The organism is Pseudomonas sp. CAM1A (genome assembly GCF_047501685.1).
In the GTDB taxonomy this organism is placed as follows: Bacteria; Pseudomonadota; Gammaproteobacteria; order Pseudomonadales; family Pseudomonadaceae; genus Aquipseudomonas.
Map to the genome: position 1 here is coordinate 1 of NZ_JBFNXP010000026.1, position 16,709 is coordinate 16,709.

At 58.3% G+C, this 16,709-nt stretch carries 12 protein-coding genes, 1 tRNA gene and 1 pseudogene; all 14 read left to right on the forward strand.

Features of this window, described 5'->3' with window-relative positions; translation table 11 throughout:
* Positions 1–180 (forward strand): annotated as a pseudogene (locus ABZO33_RS26455) (elongation factor Tu); the annotation flags it as partial.
* Between the two features lie 54 nt (positions 181–234).
* Positions 235–310 (forward strand) — tRNA-Trp (locus ABZO33_RS26460).
* A 44-nt stretch (positions 311–354) separates the two neighbouring features.
* Complete coding sequence (gene secE / locus ABZO33_RS26465; protein ID WP_023628745.1) at positions 355–723, forward strand: preprotein translocase subunit SecE; 369 nt, start codon at positions 355–357, stop codon at positions 721–723.
* Between the two features lie 9 nt (positions 724–732).
* A complete protein-coding gene (nusG, locus tag ABZO33_RS26470) occupies positions 733–1,266 on the forward strand; it encodes a transcription termination/antitermination protein NusG (RefSeq protein ID WP_023628746.1) in 534 nt (177 codons plus the stop codon).
* Positions 1,267–1,385: 119 nt separating this feature from the next.
* On the forward strand, positions 1,386–1,817 hold the full coding sequence (gene rplK / locus ABZO33_RS26475; protein ID WP_011531881.1) for a 50S ribosomal protein L11: 432 nt from the start codon (positions 1,386–1,388) through the stop codon (positions 1,815–1,817).
* Positions 1,817–2,512 (forward strand): 50S ribosomal protein L1, encoded by a 696-nt coding sequence (gene rplA / locus ABZO33_RS26480; RefSeq protein WP_414538459.1) that lies wholly within the window; start codon positions 1,817–1,819, stop codon positions 2,510–2,512. Before rplK ends, rplA begins: the two co-directional genes overlap by 1 nt.
* Positions 2,513–2,710: 198 nt before the next feature.
* Positions 2,711–3,211, forward strand: coding sequence for a 50S ribosomal protein L10 (rplJ, locus tag ABZO33_RS26485; RefSeq protein ID WP_023628748.1), 501 nt, complete (start codon positions 2,711–2,713; stop codon positions 3,209–3,211).
* Between the two features lie 77 nt (positions 3,212–3,288).
* Positions 3,289–3,654 carry a 50S ribosomal protein L7/L12 gene (gene rplL, locus ABZO33_RS26490; RefSeq protein ID WP_007957596.1) on the forward strand — a complete coding sequence of 122 codons (366 nt, stop codon included), beginning with the start codon at positions 3,289–3,291 and terminating at the stop codon, positions 3,652–3,654.
* 220 nt (positions 3,655–3,874) lie between these two features.
* Complete coding sequence (gene rpoB / locus ABZO33_RS26495; RefSeq protein WP_414538460.1) at positions 3,875–7,948, forward strand: DNA-directed RNA polymerase subunit beta; 4,074 nt, start codon at positions 3,875–3,877, stop codon at positions 7,946–7,948.
* Positions 7,949–8,010: 62 nt separating this feature from the next.
* Positions 8,011–12,210, forward strand: coding sequence for a DNA-directed RNA polymerase subunit beta' (gene rpoC / locus ABZO33_RS26500; RefSeq protein ID WP_414538461.1), 4,200 nt, complete (start codon positions 8,011–8,013; stop codon positions 12,208–12,210).
* Positions 12,211–12,421: 211 nt separating this feature from the next.
* Complete coding sequence (gene rpsL, locus ABZO33_RS26505; protein ID WP_003255492.1) at positions 12,422–12,793, forward strand: 30S ribosomal protein S12; 372 nt, start codon at positions 12,422–12,424, stop codon at positions 12,791–12,793.
* 106 nt (positions 12,794–12,899) lie between these two features.
* Positions 12,900–13,370: a 30S ribosomal protein S7 gene (gene rpsG / locus ABZO33_RS26510; RefSeq protein WP_023628750.1), complete on the forward strand. Its 471-nt coding sequence runs from the start codon at positions 12,900–12,902 to the stop codon at positions 13,368–13,370.
* A gap of 30 nt (positions 13,371–13,400) precedes the next feature.
* Positions 13,401–15,545, forward strand: a complete 2,145-nt coding sequence (fusA, locus tag ABZO33_RS26515; RefSeq protein WP_414538462.1) for an elongation factor G — start codon at positions 13,401–13,403, stop codon at positions 15,543–15,545.
* Positions 15,546–15,576: 31 nt separating this feature from the next.
* Positions 15,577–16,709 (forward strand): elongation factor Tu (gene tuf / locus ABZO33_RS26520; protein WP_414538463.1); only part of this gene is annotated, 1,133 nt, incomplete at its 3' end.

Genomic DNA, 16,709 nt, shown 5'->3' on the forward strand with positions numbered 1-16,709 from the left:
ACTGACGTGACCGGTAACTGCGAACTGCCGGAAGGCGTTGAAATGGTAATGCCAGGTGACAACATCCAGATGACTGTCACTCTGATCAAGACCATCGCAATGGAAGACGGTCTGCGTTTCGCCATCCGTGAAGGCGGTCGTACCGTCGGTGCTGGTGTCGTAGCAAAAATTATCGAATAAGTAGTTGATTTACTTGATCAGGCCGGTATAATGGCCGGCCTGATACAGCGTTACAGGTCAGTAGCTCAATTGGCAGAGCGACGGTCTCCAAAACCGTAGGTTGGGGGTTCGATTCCCTCCTGACCTGCCATTCACCTCGGTGTGATTGGCTTTCTTCTTACAGGATCCTCCCCGATGACTCCCAAAACTGAAGCCCAAGAATCGCGTTTCGACTTGTTCAAGTGGCTGGCTGTAGTGGCTTTGGTGGTTGTCGCCGTTGTGGGTAATCAGTATTACTCCGCGTCGCCGATCCTGTACCGCGTTCTTGCACTTCTCGCCCTGGCTGCGGTTGCAGGCTTCGTTGCCTTGCAGACTGCGAAGGGTAAGTCGTTCTTCACGCTGGCGAAGGAAGCGCGTACCGAGATCCGTAAAGTCGTGTGGCCGACCCGCCAAGAAACCACTCAGACCACGCTGATTGTCGTGGCTGTTGTTCTGGTTATGGCACTGCTGCTGTGGGGTCTCGACTCCCTGCTCGGCTGGGCGGTCTCCTTGATTGTTGGCTAAGGGTGTCCCGTGGCTAAGCGTTGGTACGTAGTGCATGCTTACTCGGGTTACGAGAAGCATGTGATGCGCTCCCTGATCGAGCGCGTCAAGCTGGCTGGCATGGAAGACGAATTCGGCGAGATCCTGGTCCCGACCGAAGAAGTCGTTGAAATGCGTAACGGCCAGAAGCGCAAGAGCGAGCGCAAATTCTTCCCTGGCTATGTACTGGTCCAGATGGAAATGAACGAAGGGACTTGGCACCTTGTCAAGGATACCCCTCGGGTCATGGGTTTCATTGGTGGTACCGCAGACAAACCTGCGCCGATCACTGATAAAGAGGCCGAGGCCATCCTCCGTCGCGTTGCCGATGGTAGTGACAAGCCGAAGCCGAAGACGTTGTTCGAGCCGGGTGAAGTGGTTCGAGTCGTTGATGGTCCGTTTGCTGACTTCAATGGCACCGTCGAAGAAGTTAACTACGAAAAGAGCCGCCTGCAGGTTGCAGTGCTCATTTTCGGTCGCTCTACTCCGGTGGAGCTCGAGTTCGGCCAGGTCGAGAAGGTCTAGCAGGACGAAGCATCCCATACCCCGCAGCCCTATGTGCTGCGGGGTTTTGTCGTCACTGGGATAAAACGCAAGTCATCCGGGGAGCCATCTGGCGTTTGTACCCGATTTTGGAGTAGCTCATGGCTAAGAAGATTCAGGCTTACATCAAGCTGCAAGTAAAGGCCGGCCAGGCCAACCCAAGCCCACCCGTTGGTCCAGCACTGGGTCAACACGGTGTTAACATCATGGAATTCTGCAAGGCCTTCAACGCCCGTACTCAGGGTCAAGAGCCAGGTCTGCCGACTCCAGTGATCATCACTGTCTACAGTGACCGTAGCTTCACCTTCGAAACCAAGAGCACCCCTGCCTCGGTTCTGCTGAAGAAAGCTGCTGGCCTGACCAGTGGTTCGGCTCGTCCGAACACCGTTAAAGTCGGTACCGTTACCCGCGCTCAGCTGGAAGACATCGCGAAAGCCAAACAGGCTGACCTGACTGCCGCTGACCTGGACGCTGCTGTACGCACCATCGCTGGCTCTGCCCGCAGCATGGGCCTGAACGTGGAGGGTGTGTAATGGCTAAGCTGACCAAGCGCCAAAAGGCAATCGCCGAAAAAATCGAAGCAGGCAAGGCCTACAGCTTCGAAGAAGCGGCAACTCTGCTGGCCTCGCTGCCTGCTGCCAAGTTCGTCGAGTCCTACGACATCGCCGTAAACCTCGGTGTTGACCCGCGTAAATCCGACCAGGTCGTACGTAGCGCTACTGTGCTGCCACACGGTACTGGCAAGACCGTACGCGTTGCCGTCTTCACCCAGGGCCCGGCTGCTGAAGCCGCTCTGGCTGCCGGCGCTGACCGTGTAGGCATGGACGATCTGGCTGCCGAAATGAAAGGCGGCGACCTGAACTATGACGTCGTCATCGCATCGCCTGATGCCATGCGCGTTGTAGGTCAGCTGGGTCAGGTTCTGGGTCCTCGCGGCCTGATGCCTAACCCGAAAGTCGGTACCGTTACCCCAGACGTAGCCACTGCCGTGAAAAACGCCAAGGCTGGTCAGGTTCGCTACCGTACCGACAAGAACGGTATCATCCACACCTCCGTTGGCAAGATCGGCTTTGAAGCTGGCAAGCTGAAGGAAAACGTTGAAGCCCTGATCGCTGATCTGAAGCGTATCAAGCCGGCTTCCTCGAAAGGTATCTACGTCAAGCGCGTTACCCTGAGCACCACCATGGGCCCAGGTCTGGTCATCGATCAGAGCTCGCTGGACGTGTAAGACCGTGCCGGCGAGTGTAAGCTCGCCGGCAGCAAAAATTGGGGTCCCTGCCTGGCGGGGGCTATCCAAGACCGTAGGCGGCGCAAGCCTTAAACAACCAGCCTACGCAGATGGTGCTCCCGGTTCCTTACCGAATCAGACACCAAAACGACATCCGGCTTCGGCCAGATGAAACGGTAACAAGCAGGAGTTTTACCCGTGGCAATTAAACTCGAAGACAAGAAGGCCATCGTCGCTGAAGTCAACGAGGCTGCCAAAGTCGCTCTGTCCGCTGTCGTGGCTGATGCCCGTGGTGTGACTGTAGGCGCAATGACCGGACTCCGTAAAGAGGCTCGTGAAGCTGGCGTATACGTGCGTGTCGTACGTAACACCCTGCTCAAGCGCGCTGTTGCCGACACTGAATTCAGTGTCCTCAACGACGCCTTCACTGGCCCGACCCTGATCGCTTTCTCCAACGAACACCCGGGCGCTGCTGCTCGTCTGTTCAAAGAGTTCGCCAAGGGTCAGGACAAGTTCGAGATCAAGGCAGCTGCGTTTGACGGCAAGTTCATTGCAGCGAACCAGATCGACGTGTTGGCTACCCTGCCGACCCGCGACGAAGCCATCGCGAAGCTGATGAGCGTGATTCAAGGCGCTACCAGCAAGCTGGCCCGTACCCTGGCAGCCATTCGCGACCAGAAAGAAGCCACCGCTGCCTAAGGCACCGGAAACTCTTTCAAATCATACGTTTAATTTGATAGCTGCGTAGGCTGTCACCCCAATACAGGATTTAAGTCATGTCTCTGACTAACGAGCAAATCATCGAAGCAATCGGCCAGAAAACCGTTCTGGAAGTTGTTGAGCTGATCAAAGCAATGGAAGAAACCTTCGGCGTTACCGCTGCTGTTGCCGCTGCCGGCCCAGCTGCTGCCGCTGCCGTTGTTGAAGAACAAACCGAGTTCAACGTTGTTCTGGTTGAAGCCGGCGAGAAGAAAGTAAACGTGATCAAGGCCGTTCGCGAGCTGACTGGTCTGGGCCTGAAAGAAGCCAAAGAGAAAGTCGATGGCGCTCCTCAGGTTGTAGCTGAAGGCGTTTCGAAAGAAGCCGCTGAAGACGCTAAGAAGAAGCTGGAAGAAGCAGGCGCTAAAGTCGAGCTGAAGTAATTTCGACTTTGCGATGCCAGCCCGAGCGTCAAGCGAAGGGCTGATGGCTGGTGGCTTATGCCACCGGCCTTTTTCCGTTATTGGTGGCCGATCAGGTCGGCCCCGATAACGAGCTGCAAGACACCCAAGAGGGTGGCGCAAACCAAAGGGTTTGCACGATTTTCTGGCTGCTCCCGCCGGGAGATGCCAAACAAGCAGGTGACCAAGCTGGGGAATGCTGATGGCTTACTCATACACTGAGAAAAAACGTATCCGCAAGGACTTTAGCAAGTTGCCGGACGTCATGGATGTGCCGTACCTCCTGGCCATCCAGCTGGATTCGTATCGCGAATTCCTGCAGGCGGGAGCATCCAAGGATCAGTTCCGCGACGTCGGTCTGCATGCGGCCTTCAAATCGGTATTCCCGATCATCAGCTACTCCGGCAATGCTGCCCTGGAGTACGTCGGCTATCGCCTGGGCGAGCCGGCTTTCGATGTGAAGGAATGTGTCCTGCGTGGTGTGACCTTCGCGGTCCCGCTGCGGGTGAAGGTGCGCCTGATCATCTTCGACAAGGAATCGTCGAACAAAGCGATCAAGGACATCAAAGAGCAAGAAGTCTACATGGGTGAAATCCCCCTGATGACTGAAAACGGTACCTTCGTTATCAACGGTACCGAGCGTGTGATCGTATCCCAGTTGCACCGTTCGCCTGGTGTGTTCTTCGACCACGACCGTGGCAAGACGCACAGCTCCGGTAAGCTGCTGTACTCCGCGCGCATCATCCCTTACCGCGGTTCGTGGTTGGACTTCGAGTTCGACCCGAAAGACTGCGTGTTCGTACGTATCGACCGTCGCCGCAAACTGCCGGCCTCGGTACTGCTGCGTGCCCTGGGTTACAGCACCGAAGAGGTTCTGAACACCTTCTACACCACCAACGTGTTCCACCTTTCCGGCGAGAAGCTCAGCCTGGAACTGGTGCCTCAGCGTCTGCGTGGTGAAGTTGCGGTCATGGATATCCATGACGACAGCGGCAAGGTCATCGTCGAGCAAGGCCGCCGTATTACCGCGCGCCACATCAACCAGCTGGAAAAGGCTGGCGTGAAAGAGCTGGACGTTCCGCTGGAATACGTACTGGGTCGCACCACCGCGAAGGCGATCGTGCATCCGGCTACCGGCGAGATCATTGCCGAGTGCAACACCGAGCTGACCACCGACCTGCTGGTGAAGATCGCCAAGGCCCAGGTCGTTCGCGTCGAGACGCTGTACACCAACGACATCGACTGCGGTCCGTTCATCTCCGATACGCTCAAGATCGACACCACCAGCAACCAACTGGAGGCGCTGGTCGAGATCTACCGCATGATGCGTCCAGGCGAGCCGCCAACCAAGGACGCCGCCGAGACCCTGTTCAACAACCTGTTCTTCAGCGCCGAGCGTTACGACCTGTCCGCCGTTGGCCGCATGAAGTTCAACCGTCGTATCGGTCGCACCGAGATCGAAGGTTCGGGCGTGCTGAGCAAGGAAGACATCGTCGAGGTCCTCAAGACCCTGGTCGATATCCGTAACGGCAAAGGCATCGTCGACGACATCGACCACCTGGGTAACCGTCGCGTCCGTTGCGTCGGCGAGATGGCCGAGAACCAGTTCCGCGTTGGCCTGGTGCGTGTTGAGCGCGCGGTCAAAGAGCGCCTGTCGATGGCTGAAAGCGAAGGCTTGATGCCGCAGGACCTGATCAACGCCAAGCCGGTTGCGGCGGCGGTGAAAGAGTTCTTCGGTTCCAGCCAGCTTTCCCAGTTCATGGACCAGAACAACCCGCTTTCCGAGATCACCCACAAGCGTCGTGTCTCCGCACTCGGCCCTGGCGGTCTGACCCGTGAGCGTGCTGGCTTCGAAGTCCGTGACGTACACCCGACCCACTACGGCCGCGTGTGCCCGATCGAGACCCCTGAAGGTCCGAACATCGGTCTGATCAACTCCCTGGCGGCCTATGCCCGCACCAACCAGTACGGCTTCCTCGAAAGCCCGTACCGCGTGGTGAAGGAAGGCGTGGTCAGCGACGACATCGTGTTCCTGTCCGCCATCGAAGAGGCCGATCACGTGATCGCCCAGGCTTCGGCCGCGATGAACGACAAGAAGCAGCTGATCGATGAGCTGGTAGCTGTTCGTCACCTGAACGAATTCACCGTCAAGGCGCCGGAAGACGTCACCCTGATGGACGTTTCGCCGAAGCAGGTAGTTTCGGTCGCTGCGTCGCTGATTCCGTTCCTCGAGCACGACGACGCCAACCGTGCGTTGATGGGTTCGAACATGCAGCGTCAGGCTGTACCGACCCTGCGTGCCGACAAGCCGCTGGTAGGTACCGGCATGGAGCGCAACGTCGCCCGTGACTCCGGTGTCTGCGTGGTTGCTCGCCGCGGTGGTGTGATCGATTCGGTCGACGCCAGCCGTATCGTTGTTCGCGTGAACGATGATGAAGTCGAGACCGGTGAAGCAGGTGTGGATATCTACAACCTGACCAAGTACACCCGCTCCAACCAGAACACCTGCATCAACCAGCGTCCGCTGGTCAGCAAAGGTGACAAGGTCCAGCGTAGCGATATCATGGCCGATGGTCCGTCCACCGACATGGGTGAGCTGGCACTGGGTCAGAACATGCGCATCGCGTTCATGGCGTGGAACGGCTTCAACTTCGAAGACTCCATCTGCCTGTCCGAGCGTGTGGTTCAGGAAGACCGCTTCACCACGATCCACATCCAGGAACTGACCTGTGTGGCGCGTGACACCAAGCTTGGCCCAGAGGAAATCACCGCGGACATCCCGAACGTCGGTGAAGCCGCGCTGAACAAGCTGGACGAAGCCGGTATCGTCTACGTGGGTGCCGAAGTCGGCGCTGGCGACATCCTGGTCGGCAAGGTCACTCCGAAAGGCGAGACCCAGCTGACTCCGGAAGAAAAACTGCTGCGTGCGATCTTCGGTGAGAAGGCCAGCGACGTCAAAGACACCTCCCTGCGCGTGCCGACCGGCACCAAGGGTACCGTCATCGACGTACAGGTCTTCACCCGTGATGGCGTCGAGCGCGACAGCCGCGCCCTGGCCATCGAGAAGATGCAGCTGGACGAGATCCGCAAGGACCTCAACGAAGAGTTCCGCATCGTCGAAGGCGCGACCTTCGAGCGTCTGCGTTCCGCTCTGAACGGCCAGGTGGTCGACGGTGGCGCGGGCCTGAAGAAAGGCACCGTGATCAGCGACGACGTGCTGAACGGTCTGGAGCACGGCCAGTGGTTCAAACTGCGCATGGCCGAAGATGCACTGAACGAGCAGCTGGAAAAGGCTCAGCAGTACATCGTCGATCGCCGTCGCCTGCTGGATGACAAGTTCGAAGACAAGAAGCGCAAGCTGCAGCAGGGCGATGACCTGGCTCCGGGCGTACTGAAGATCGTCAAGGTCTACCTGGCAATCCGCCGTCGCATCCAGCCGGGTGACAAGATGGCCGGTCGTCACGGTAACAAGGGTGTCGTCTCGGTAATCATGCCGGTCGAAGACATGCCGCACGACGCCAACGGTACTCCGGTCGACGTCGTACTGAACCCGCTGGGCGTACCTTCGCGTATGAACGTCGGTCAGATCCTTGAAACCCACCTGGGCCTCGCGGCCAAAGGTCTGGGCGAGAAGATCGACCGCATGATCGAAGAACAGCGTAAAGCTGCTGAGATCCGTGGCTTCCTCACCGAGATCTACAACGAGATCGGTGGCCGTCAGGAGAACCTGGAAGAGTTCACCGACGCAGAGATCATCGCCCTGGCGAACAACCTGAAGAAAGGCGTGCCTATGGCCACTCCAGTCTTCGACGGTGCCAAGGAGCGTGAGATCAAGGCCATGCTGAAGCTGGCCGACCTGCCAGAGAGCGGCCAGATGGTGCTGTTCGATGGCCGTACCGGCAACAAGTTCGAGCGTCCTGTGACCGTTGGTTACATGTACATGCTCAAGCTGAACCACTTGGTGGACGACAAGATGCACGCGCGTTCCACTGGTTCCTACAGCCTGGTTACCCAGCAGCCGCTGGGTGGTAAGGCGCAGTTCGGTGGTCAGCGTTTCGGGGAGATGGAAGTGTGGGCGCTGGAAGCATACGGCGCGGCATACACCCTGCAAGAAATGCTCACAGTGAAGTCGGACGACGTGAACGGCCGTACCAAGATGTACAAGAACATCGTGGATGGCGATCACCGTATGGAGCCGGGCATGCCCGAGTCCTTCAACGTGTTGATCAAAGAGATCCGTTCCCTCGGTATCGATATCGATCTGGAAACCGAATAACACGTGACGCGAGGGGAGTGGGCAGGTAATGCCCACTCCCTGCTCCGCCAGGAGGAAAGGCCTTGAAAGACCTACTGAATTTGCTGAAAAACCAGGGTCAAGTCGAAGAGTTCGACGCCATCCGCATCGGTCTGGCGTCGCCTGAAATGATCCGTTCGTGGTCGTTCGGTGAAGTCAAGAAGCCGGAAACCATCAACTACCGTACGTTCAAGCCTGAGCGTGACGGCCTGTTCTGCGCCAAGATCTTTGGCCCAGTCAAGGACTACGAGTGCCTGTGCGGCAAGTACAAGCGCCTCAAGCACCGCGGCGTGATCTGCGAGAAGTGCGGCGTTGAAGTTGCCCTGGCCAAGGTTCGTCGTGAGCGCATGGCGCACATCGAACTGGCCTCGCCGGTTGCCCACATCTGGTTCCTGAAGTCGCTGCCGTCCCGTATCGGCCTGCTGATGGACATGACCCTGCGTGACATCGAGCGCGTGCTCTACTTCGAGAGCTACGTGGTGATCGATCCGGGCATGACCACCCTCGAGAAGGGCCAGCTGCTGAACGACGAGCAGTACTTCGAAGCGCTGGAAGAGTTCGGTGACGACTTCGACGCCCGCATGGGTGCCGAGGCTGTCCGCGAACTGCTGCACGCTATCGACCTGGAGCACGAGATCGGTCGCCTGCGCGAAGAAATTCCGCAGACCAACTCGGAAACCAAGATCAAGAAGCTGTCCAAGCGCCTGAAGCTGATGGAAGCTTTCCAGGGCTCGGGCAACCTGCCTGAGTGGATGGTCCTGACCGTCCTGCCAGTACTGCCGCCGGACCTGCGTCCGCTGGTACCGCTGGATGGCGGCCGCTTCGCGACCTCCGACCTGAACGACCTGTATCGTCGGGTGATCAACCGTAACAACCGTCTGAAGCGCCTGCTCGATCTGTCGGCGCCGGACATCATCGTGCGCAACGAAAAGCGCATGCTGCAGGAAGCGGTCGACGCCCTGCTGGACAACGGCCGTCGCGGTCGCGCCATCACCGGCTCGAACAAGCGTCCGCTGAAGTCCCTGGCCGACATGATCAAAGGTAAGCAAGGTCGCTTCCGTCAGAACTTGCTCGGCAAGCGCGTGGACTACTCCGGTCGTTCGGTAATTACCGTAGGCCCGACCCTGCGTCTGCACCAGTGCGGTCTGCCGAAGAAGATGGCCCTCGAGCTGTTCAAGCCGTTCATTTTCGGCAAGCTGGAAATGCGTGGTCTGGCGACCACCATCAAGGCCGCCAAGAAGATGGTCGAGCGCGAGCTGCCGGAGGTGTGGGACGTTCTTGCTGAAGTGATTCGCGAACACCCCGTGCTGCTCAACCGTGCACCGACCCTGCACCGTCTGGGTATCCAGGCCTTTGAACCGGTACTGATCGAAGGTAAGGCTATCCAGCTGCACCCGCTGGTCTGCGCCGCGTACAACGCCGACTTCGACGGTGACCAGATGGCCGTTCACGTGCCGCTGACGCTGGAAGCCCAGCTCGAAGCGCGCGCGCTGATGATGTCGACCAACAACATCCTGTCGCCAGCCAACGGTGAGCCAATCATCGTTCCGTCGCAGGACGTGGTACTGGGTCTGTACTACATGACCCGTGAGGCCATCAACGCCAAGGGCGAAGGTCGCGTATTCGCCGACCTGCAGGAAGTCGACCGCGTATTCCGCGCCGGCGAAGCCGCCCTGCACGCGAAAATCAAGGTTCGTATCAACGAAACCGTGAAAGACCGTGATGGCAGCATCACCAAGAACACCCGTATCGTCGACACCACCGTCGGCCGTGCGCTGCTGTTCCAGGTAGTACCGGCCGGCCTGCCGTTCGACGTCGTCAACCAGTCGATGAAGAAGAAGGCGATCTCCAAGCTGATCAACCAGTGCTACCGCGTGGTGGGTCTGAAAGAGACCGTGATCTTCGCTGACCAGCTGATGTACACCGGTTTTGCCTACTCGACCATTTCCGGCGTTTCGATCGGCGTTAACGACTTCGTTATCCCGGACGAGAAAGCCCGCATCATCGGTACCGCTACCGACGAAGTGAAGGAAATCGAGAGCCAGTACGCCTCCGGCCTGGTCACCCAGGGCGAGAAGTACAACAAGGTCATCGACTTGTGGTCCAAGGCGAACGACGAAGTGTCCAAGGCGATGATGGCCAACCTCTCGAAAGAGAAGGTCATCGACCGCGAGGGCAAGGAAGTCGAGCAAGAGTCCTTCAACTCGATGTACATGATGGCCGACTCCGGTGCGCGTGGTTCCGCTGCCCAGATCCGTCAGCTGGCCGGTATGCGTGGCCTGATGGCCAAGCCGGACGGCTCGATCATCGAGACGCCGATCACCGCGAACTTCCGTGAAGGCTTGAGCGTACTTCAGTACTTCATCTCGACTCACGGTGCTCGTAAGGGTCTGGCGGATACCGCACTGAAGACCGCCAACTCCGGTTACCTGACTCGTCGTCTGGTAGACGTTGCCCAGGATCTGGTGGTTACCGAGATCGACTGCGGCACCGACCACGGCCTGCTGATGACCCCGCACATCGAAGGCGGCGACGTTGTCGAGCCGCTGGGTGAGCGCGTACTGGGTCGTGTCATCGCCCGTGACGTGTTCAAGCCAGGCACCGAGGACGTCATCGTTCCGGCCGGTACCCTGGTAGACGAGCAGTGGGTCGAGTTCATCGAGCTGAACAGCATCGACGAAGTCGTCGTGCGTTCGCCGATCAACTGCGAAACCCGCTACGGCATCTGCGCCAAGTGCTACGGTCGTGACCTGGCGCGCGGCCACCAGGTGAACATCGGTGAAGCTGTCGGCGTTATCGCTGCGCAGTCGATCGGTGAGCCGGGTACCCAGCTGACCATGCGTACGTTCCACATCGGTGGTGCTGCAAGCCGTACTTCGGCTGCCGACAGCGTCCAGGTGAAGAACGGCGGTATGGTGCGCCTGCACAACCTGAAACAGGTTGAGCGTGCCGACGGTAACCTGGTTGCCGTATCGCGTTCCGGCGAGCTGGCGATTGCCGACGAGTTCGGTCGTGAGCGTGAGCGTTACAAGCTGCCTTACGGTGCCGTGATTTCGGTCAAGGAAGGTGACAAGGTCGAAGCTGGCGCCATCGTCGCCAAGTGGGACCCGCACACCCACCCGATCGTTACCGAGCTGAAAGGTACCGTGACCTTCGTGGGCATGGAAGAAAACATCACCATCAAGCGTCAGACCGATGAACTGACCGGCTTGACCAACATTGAGGTCCTGGACGTCAAGGATCGCCCTGCCGCAGGCAAGGAAATCCGTCCGGCAATCAAGATGGTCGACGCCAATGGCAAGGACCTGTACCTGCCAGGTACCGACGTACCTGCCCAGTACTTCCTGCCGGCCAACGCCCTCGTCGGCGTGGCTGACGGTGCCCAGATCGGCGTCGGTGACGTTATCGCGCGTATCCCGCAAGAAACGTCGAAGACCCGTGACATCACCGGTGGTCTGCCACGCGTTGCCGACCTGTTCGAAGCGCGTCGTCCGAAAGAAGCCTCGATTCTGGCTGAAGTCAGCGGCACCATCGCGTTCGGTAAAGAGACCAAGGGCAAGCGTCGCCTGGTCATCACTCCGACCGACGGTAGCGATCCGTACGAAGAGCTGATTCCGAAGTGGCGCCACCTGAACGTCTTCGAAGGCGAACAGGTCAACCGCGGCGAAGTTATCTCCGACGGCCCGAGCGATCCGCACGACATCCTGCGTCTGCTGGGTGTGAGCGCACTGGCGAAGTACATCGTCAACGAGATCCAGGACGTTTACCGTCTGCAAGGCGTGAAGATCAACGACAAGCACATCGAGACCATCCTGCGTCAGATGCTGCGCAAGGTCGAGATCTCCGAGTCGGGCGATTCCAGCTTCATCAAGGGCGACCAGATGGAACTGACTCAGGTCCTGGTAGAGAACGAGCGTCTCGCCGGCGAAGACAAGTTCATCTCCAAGTTCACCCGTGTGTTGCTGGGTATCACCAAGGCTTCGCTGTCCACCGAATCGTTCATCTCGGCGGCTTCCTTCCAGGAAACCACCCGTGTACTGACCGAAGCGGCGGTAACCGGCAAGCGTGATTACCTGCGCGGCCTGAAAGAGAACGTGGTCGTGGGTCGTCTGATCCCGGCTGGTACCGGTCTGGCCTATCACAGCGAGCGCAAGCGTCGCCGTGATGCCGACAAACCGCTGCGTGTGAGCGCCAGTGAGGTGGAAGCCGCACTGACCGAAGCACTGAATTCCAGCGGTAACTAAGTACAGGGCAGGGCCCCGGCAAGCCTCGAGCGGGCATCGGTGACATGATTTGTTGCCGATGACCGGGCGAGGAGGGCCGGGGCCTCGTCTTGACTGGGTGCAAGATCCTCTTTAGACTTTTGTACCCTTAAATTTGGTGAGGCTCCGTCTCGCCAATTTTTGGCTTTCTTGCAAGACAATAGAGTCGCAAGACAATCAGTGGAGCTAGTAGATGGCAACTATCAACCAGCTGGTACGTCAGCCGCGTAAGCGTTCGGTCGAGAAGTCCGACGTTCCTGCGCTGCAGAACTGCCCGCAACGTCGTGGCGTGTGCACCCGCGTGTACACCACCACGCCGAAAAAACCTAACTCGGCACTGCGTAAAGTATGCCGTGTGCGTCTGACCAACGGTTTCGAGGTTTCCTCGTACATCGGTGGTGAAGGCCACAACCTGCAAGAGCACAGCGTCGTCCTGATCCGTGGCGGCCGTGTAAAAGACTTGCCAGGTGTTCGTTACCACACCGTTCGCGGCTCTCTGGATACCTCGGGCGTCAAAGGCCGTAACCAGGGTCGTTCGAAGTACGGTACCAAGCGTCCGAAGTAATCGGCCGTTTGCACATATCCATTTTTTTGAGTCGATAAGAGTAAGGTCGGGCAGGGGTCGAAGACCCACGTCCCGGGCTAACCTGAAGACCGTTTGAGGGCTTATCATGCCAAGACGTCGTGTAGCAGCAAAACGTGAGATCCTGGACGATCCGAAGTACGGATCGCAGATCCTCGCCAAGTTCATGAACCACGTGATGGAAAGCGGCAAGAAGGCTGTGGCCGAGCGCATCGTTTACGGTGCCCTGGATGCAGTCAAAGCACGCAAGAACAGCGACCCCCTGGAAATCTTCGAGAAAGCTCTCGACGCCATCGCTCCGCTGGTCGAAGTCAAGTCCCGCCGTGTCGGCGGTGCCACTTACCAGGTCCCGGTTGAAGTTCGTCCATCCCGTCGTAACGCTCTGGCAATGCGCTGGCTCGTAGACTACGCCCGCAAGCGCGGCGAGAAGTCGATGGCCCTGCGTCTGGCCGGTGAACTGCTGGATGCTGCCGAAGGCAAAGGTGCTGCAGTCAAGAAGCGTGAAGACGTGCACCGTATGGCCGAAGCCAACAAAGCGTTCTCGCACTACCGCTTCTAATTCAAGCATCAATTATTTTGCGAGGGCTTTATGGCTCGTACTACAGCAATTAACCGCTACCGTAACATTGGTATCTGCGCGCACGTTGACGCGGGCAAGACTACCACTACCGAGCGGATCCTGTTCTACACAGGTCTGAGCCACAAGATGGGCGAGGTGCATGACGGCGCCGCGACCACCGACTGGATGGTGCAGGAACAGGAGCGCGGTATCACCATTACCTCCGCTGCCGTTACCACCTTCTGGAAAGGTTCTGTTGGTCAGTACGACAACTACCGCGTAAACGTCATCGATACCCCCGGCCACGTTGACTTCACCATTGAAGTTGAGCGTTCGCTGCGCGTACTCGACGGCGCGGTCGTTGTGTTCTGCGGTACCTCCGGCGTTGAGCCGCAGTCCGAAACCGTATGGCGTCAAGCCAACAAGTACGGCGTTCCACGTGTTGTCTACGTGAACAAGATGGACCGTGCCGGTGCCAACTTCCTGCGCGTCGTAGGTCAGATCAAGAACCGTCTGGGTCACACCCCGGTCCCGGTTCAGCTGGCCATCGGTTCGGAAGATAACTTCCAGGGTCAGGTCGACCTGATCAAGATGAAGGCTATCTACTGGAACGACGACGACAAAGGCACCACCTACCGCGAGGAAGAAATTCCTGCGGACATGCTCGAGCTGGCCGAAGAATGGCGCGCGAACATGGTGGAAGCTGCTGCCGAAGCCAACGAAGAGCTGATGAACAAGTACCTTGAAGAAGGTGAGCTGACCGTCGAAGAGATCAAGGCAGGCCTGCGTGCGCGCACCCTGGCCAGCGAGATCGTTCCGGCTGTCTGCGGTTCGTCGTTCAAGAACAAGGGCGTTCCCCTGGTTCTCGACGCTGTCATCGACTACCTGCCTGCTCCGACCGAGATCCCTGCAATCCAGGGCATCAACCCGGACGACAAAGAGCTGGACAAAGAAGATCCGGCTGTTCGTAAGGACGAGCGTCACGCAGACGACAACGAGCCGTTCTCGGCTCTGGCGTTCAAGATCGCGACTGACCCGTTCGTGGGTACTCTGACCTTCGTTCGCGTCTACTCGGGTGTTCTGGCCTCCGGTGACTCGGTCATCAACTCGGTCAAGGGCAAGAAAGAGCGCGTTGGTCGTATGGTGCAGATGCACGCCAACCAGCGTGAAGAGATCAAGGAAGTACGCGCTGGCGACATCGCGGCCCTGATCGGCATGAAAGATGTGACCACCGGCGAAACCCTGTGCAACATCGACAAGCCAATCATCCTTGAGCGTATGGACTTCCCTGAGCCGGTAATTTCGCTCTCCGTCGAGCCGAAAACCAAGGCTGACCAGGAGAAGATGGGTATCGCTCTGGGCAAGCTGGCCCAGGAAGACCCGTCGTTCCGCGTCAAGACCGACGAAGAAACCGGCCAGACCATCATCTCCGGTATGGGTGAGCTGCACCTGGACATCCTCGTTGACCGCATGAAGCGCGAGTTCAACGTCGAAGCCAACATCGGTAAGCCTCAGGTTTCGTACCGTGAGAAGATCACCAAATCCGGCGTTGAGATCGAAGGCAAATTCGTTCGTCAGTCGGGTGGTCGTGGTCAGTTCGGTCACTGCTGGATCCGTTTCTCGGAGCCAGATCAGGACGACAAGGGCAACATCACCGAAGGTCTGGTGTTCTCCAACGAAGTCGTTGGCGGTGTGATTCCTAAGGAATTCATCGCTCCGATCCAGAAGGGTATCGAAGAGCAGATGAAAAACGGCGTTGTTGCCGGTTATCCTCTGATCGGCCTGAAGGCCACGGTATTCGACGGTTCGTACCACGACGTCGACTCCAACGAAATGGCGTTCAAAATCGCTGCTTCGATGGCAACCAAGCAACTGGCCCAGAAGGGCGGTGGCGTGGTTCTCGAGCCGATCATGAAGGTCGAAGTTGTAACCCCGGAAGACTACCTGGGTGACGTGATGGGTGACCTGAACCGTCGTCGTGGTCTGGTCCAGGGTATGGATGAGTCGGTCTCTGGCCGCGTCGTCCGCGCTGAGGTTCCGCTGGGCGAGATGTTCGGTTACGCAACCGACGTTCGTTCCATGTCTCAGGGTCGCGCAAGCTACTCCATGGAATTCTCGAAGTACGCTGAAGCTCCGTCGAACATCGTCGAAGCTCTCATTAAAAAACAAGGCTGATTCAGCCCCTTTAGGCTAGGAGTTCACTGTCGTGGCTAAAGAAAAATTTGATCGTTCCCTCCCGCACGTCAACGTTGGCACCATCGGTCACGTTGACCACGGTAAAACCACTCTGACCGCAGCTCTGACTCGCGTTTGCTCCGAAGTTTTCGGTTCGGCAATCGTTGAGTTCGACAAGATCGACTCGGCTCCGGAAGAAAAAGCGCGCGGTATCACCATCAACACCGCTCACGTTGAGTACAACTCGACCATTCGTCACTACGCTCACGTTGACTGCCCAGGTCACGCTGACTACGTGAAGAACATGATCACCGGTGCTGCCCAGATGGACGGCGCGATCCTGGTTTGCTCGGCCGCCGATGGTCCGATGCCACAAACCCGTGAGCACATCCTGCTGTCCCGTCAGGTTGGCGTTCCGTACATCGTGGTCTTCCTGAACAAGGCTGACCTGGTAGACGACGCCGAGCTGCTGGAACTGGTCGAGATGGAAGTTCGCGACCTGCTGTCCACCTACGACTTCCCAGGCGACGACACCCCGATCATCATCGGTTCGGCTCGTATGGCCCTGGAAGGCAAAGACGACAACGAAATGGGCACTACCGCTGTCAAGAAGCTGGTAGAAACCCTGGACAGCTACATTCCAGAGCCAGTTCGTGCCATCGACCAGCCGTTCCTGATGCCAATCGAAGACGTATTCTCGATCTCGGGTCGTGGTACCGTTGTTACCGGTCGTATCGAACGTGGTATCGTCCGCGTTCAAGACGCCCTGGAAATCGTTGGTCTGCGTGACACCACCACCACCACCTGCACCGGTGTTGAGATGTTCCGCAAGCTGCTGGACGAAGGTCGTGCTGGCGAGAACTGCGGCGTTCTGCTGCGTGGTACCAAGCGTGACGACGTTGAGCGTGGCCAGGTTCTGGTCAAGCCAGGTTCGGTCAAGCCGCACACCAAGTTCACCGCAGAAGTCTACGTCCTGTCGAAGGAAGAAGGCGGCCGTCACACTCCGTTCTTCAAAGGCTACCGTCCTCAGTTCTACTTCCGTACCACTGACGTGACCGGTAACTGCGAACTGCCGGAAGGCGTTGAAATGGTAATGCCAGGTGACAACATCCAGATGACTGTCACTCTGATCAAGACCATCGCAATGGAAGACGGTCTGCGTTT

Excerpts from the sequence above, each read along its gene's own strand:
- secE (WP_023628745.1), top strand. The coding sequence starts at position 355 with ATGACTCCCAAAACTGAAGCCCAAGAATCGCGTTTCGACTTGTTCAAG.
- rplK (WP_011531881.1), top strand. The coding sequence starts at position 1,386 with ATGGCTAAGAAGATTCAGGCTTACATCAAGCTGCAAGTAAAGGCCGGC.
- rplA (WP_414538459.1), top strand. The coding sequence starts at position 1,817 with ATGGCTAAGCTGACCAAGCGCCAAAAGGCAATCGCCGAAAAAATCGAA.
- rplL (WP_007957596.1), top strand. The coding sequence starts at position 3,289 with ATGTCTCTGACTAACGAGCAAATCATCGAAGCAATCGGCCAGAAAACC.
- rpoB (WP_414538460.1), top strand. The coding sequence starts at position 3,875 with ATGGCTTACTCATACACTGAGAAAAAACGTATCCGCAAGGACTTTAGC.
- rpsL (WP_003255492.1), top strand. The coding sequence starts at position 12,422 with ATGGCAACTATCAACCAGCTGGTACGTCAGCCGCGTAAGCGTTCGGTC.
- rpsG (WP_023628750.1), top strand. The coding sequence starts at position 12,900 with ATGCCAAGACGTCGTGTAGCAGCAAAACGTGAGATCCTGGACGATCCG.
- fusA (WP_414538462.1), top strand. The coding sequence starts at position 13,401 with ATGGCTCGTACTACAGCAATTAACCGCTACCGTAACATTGGTATCTGC.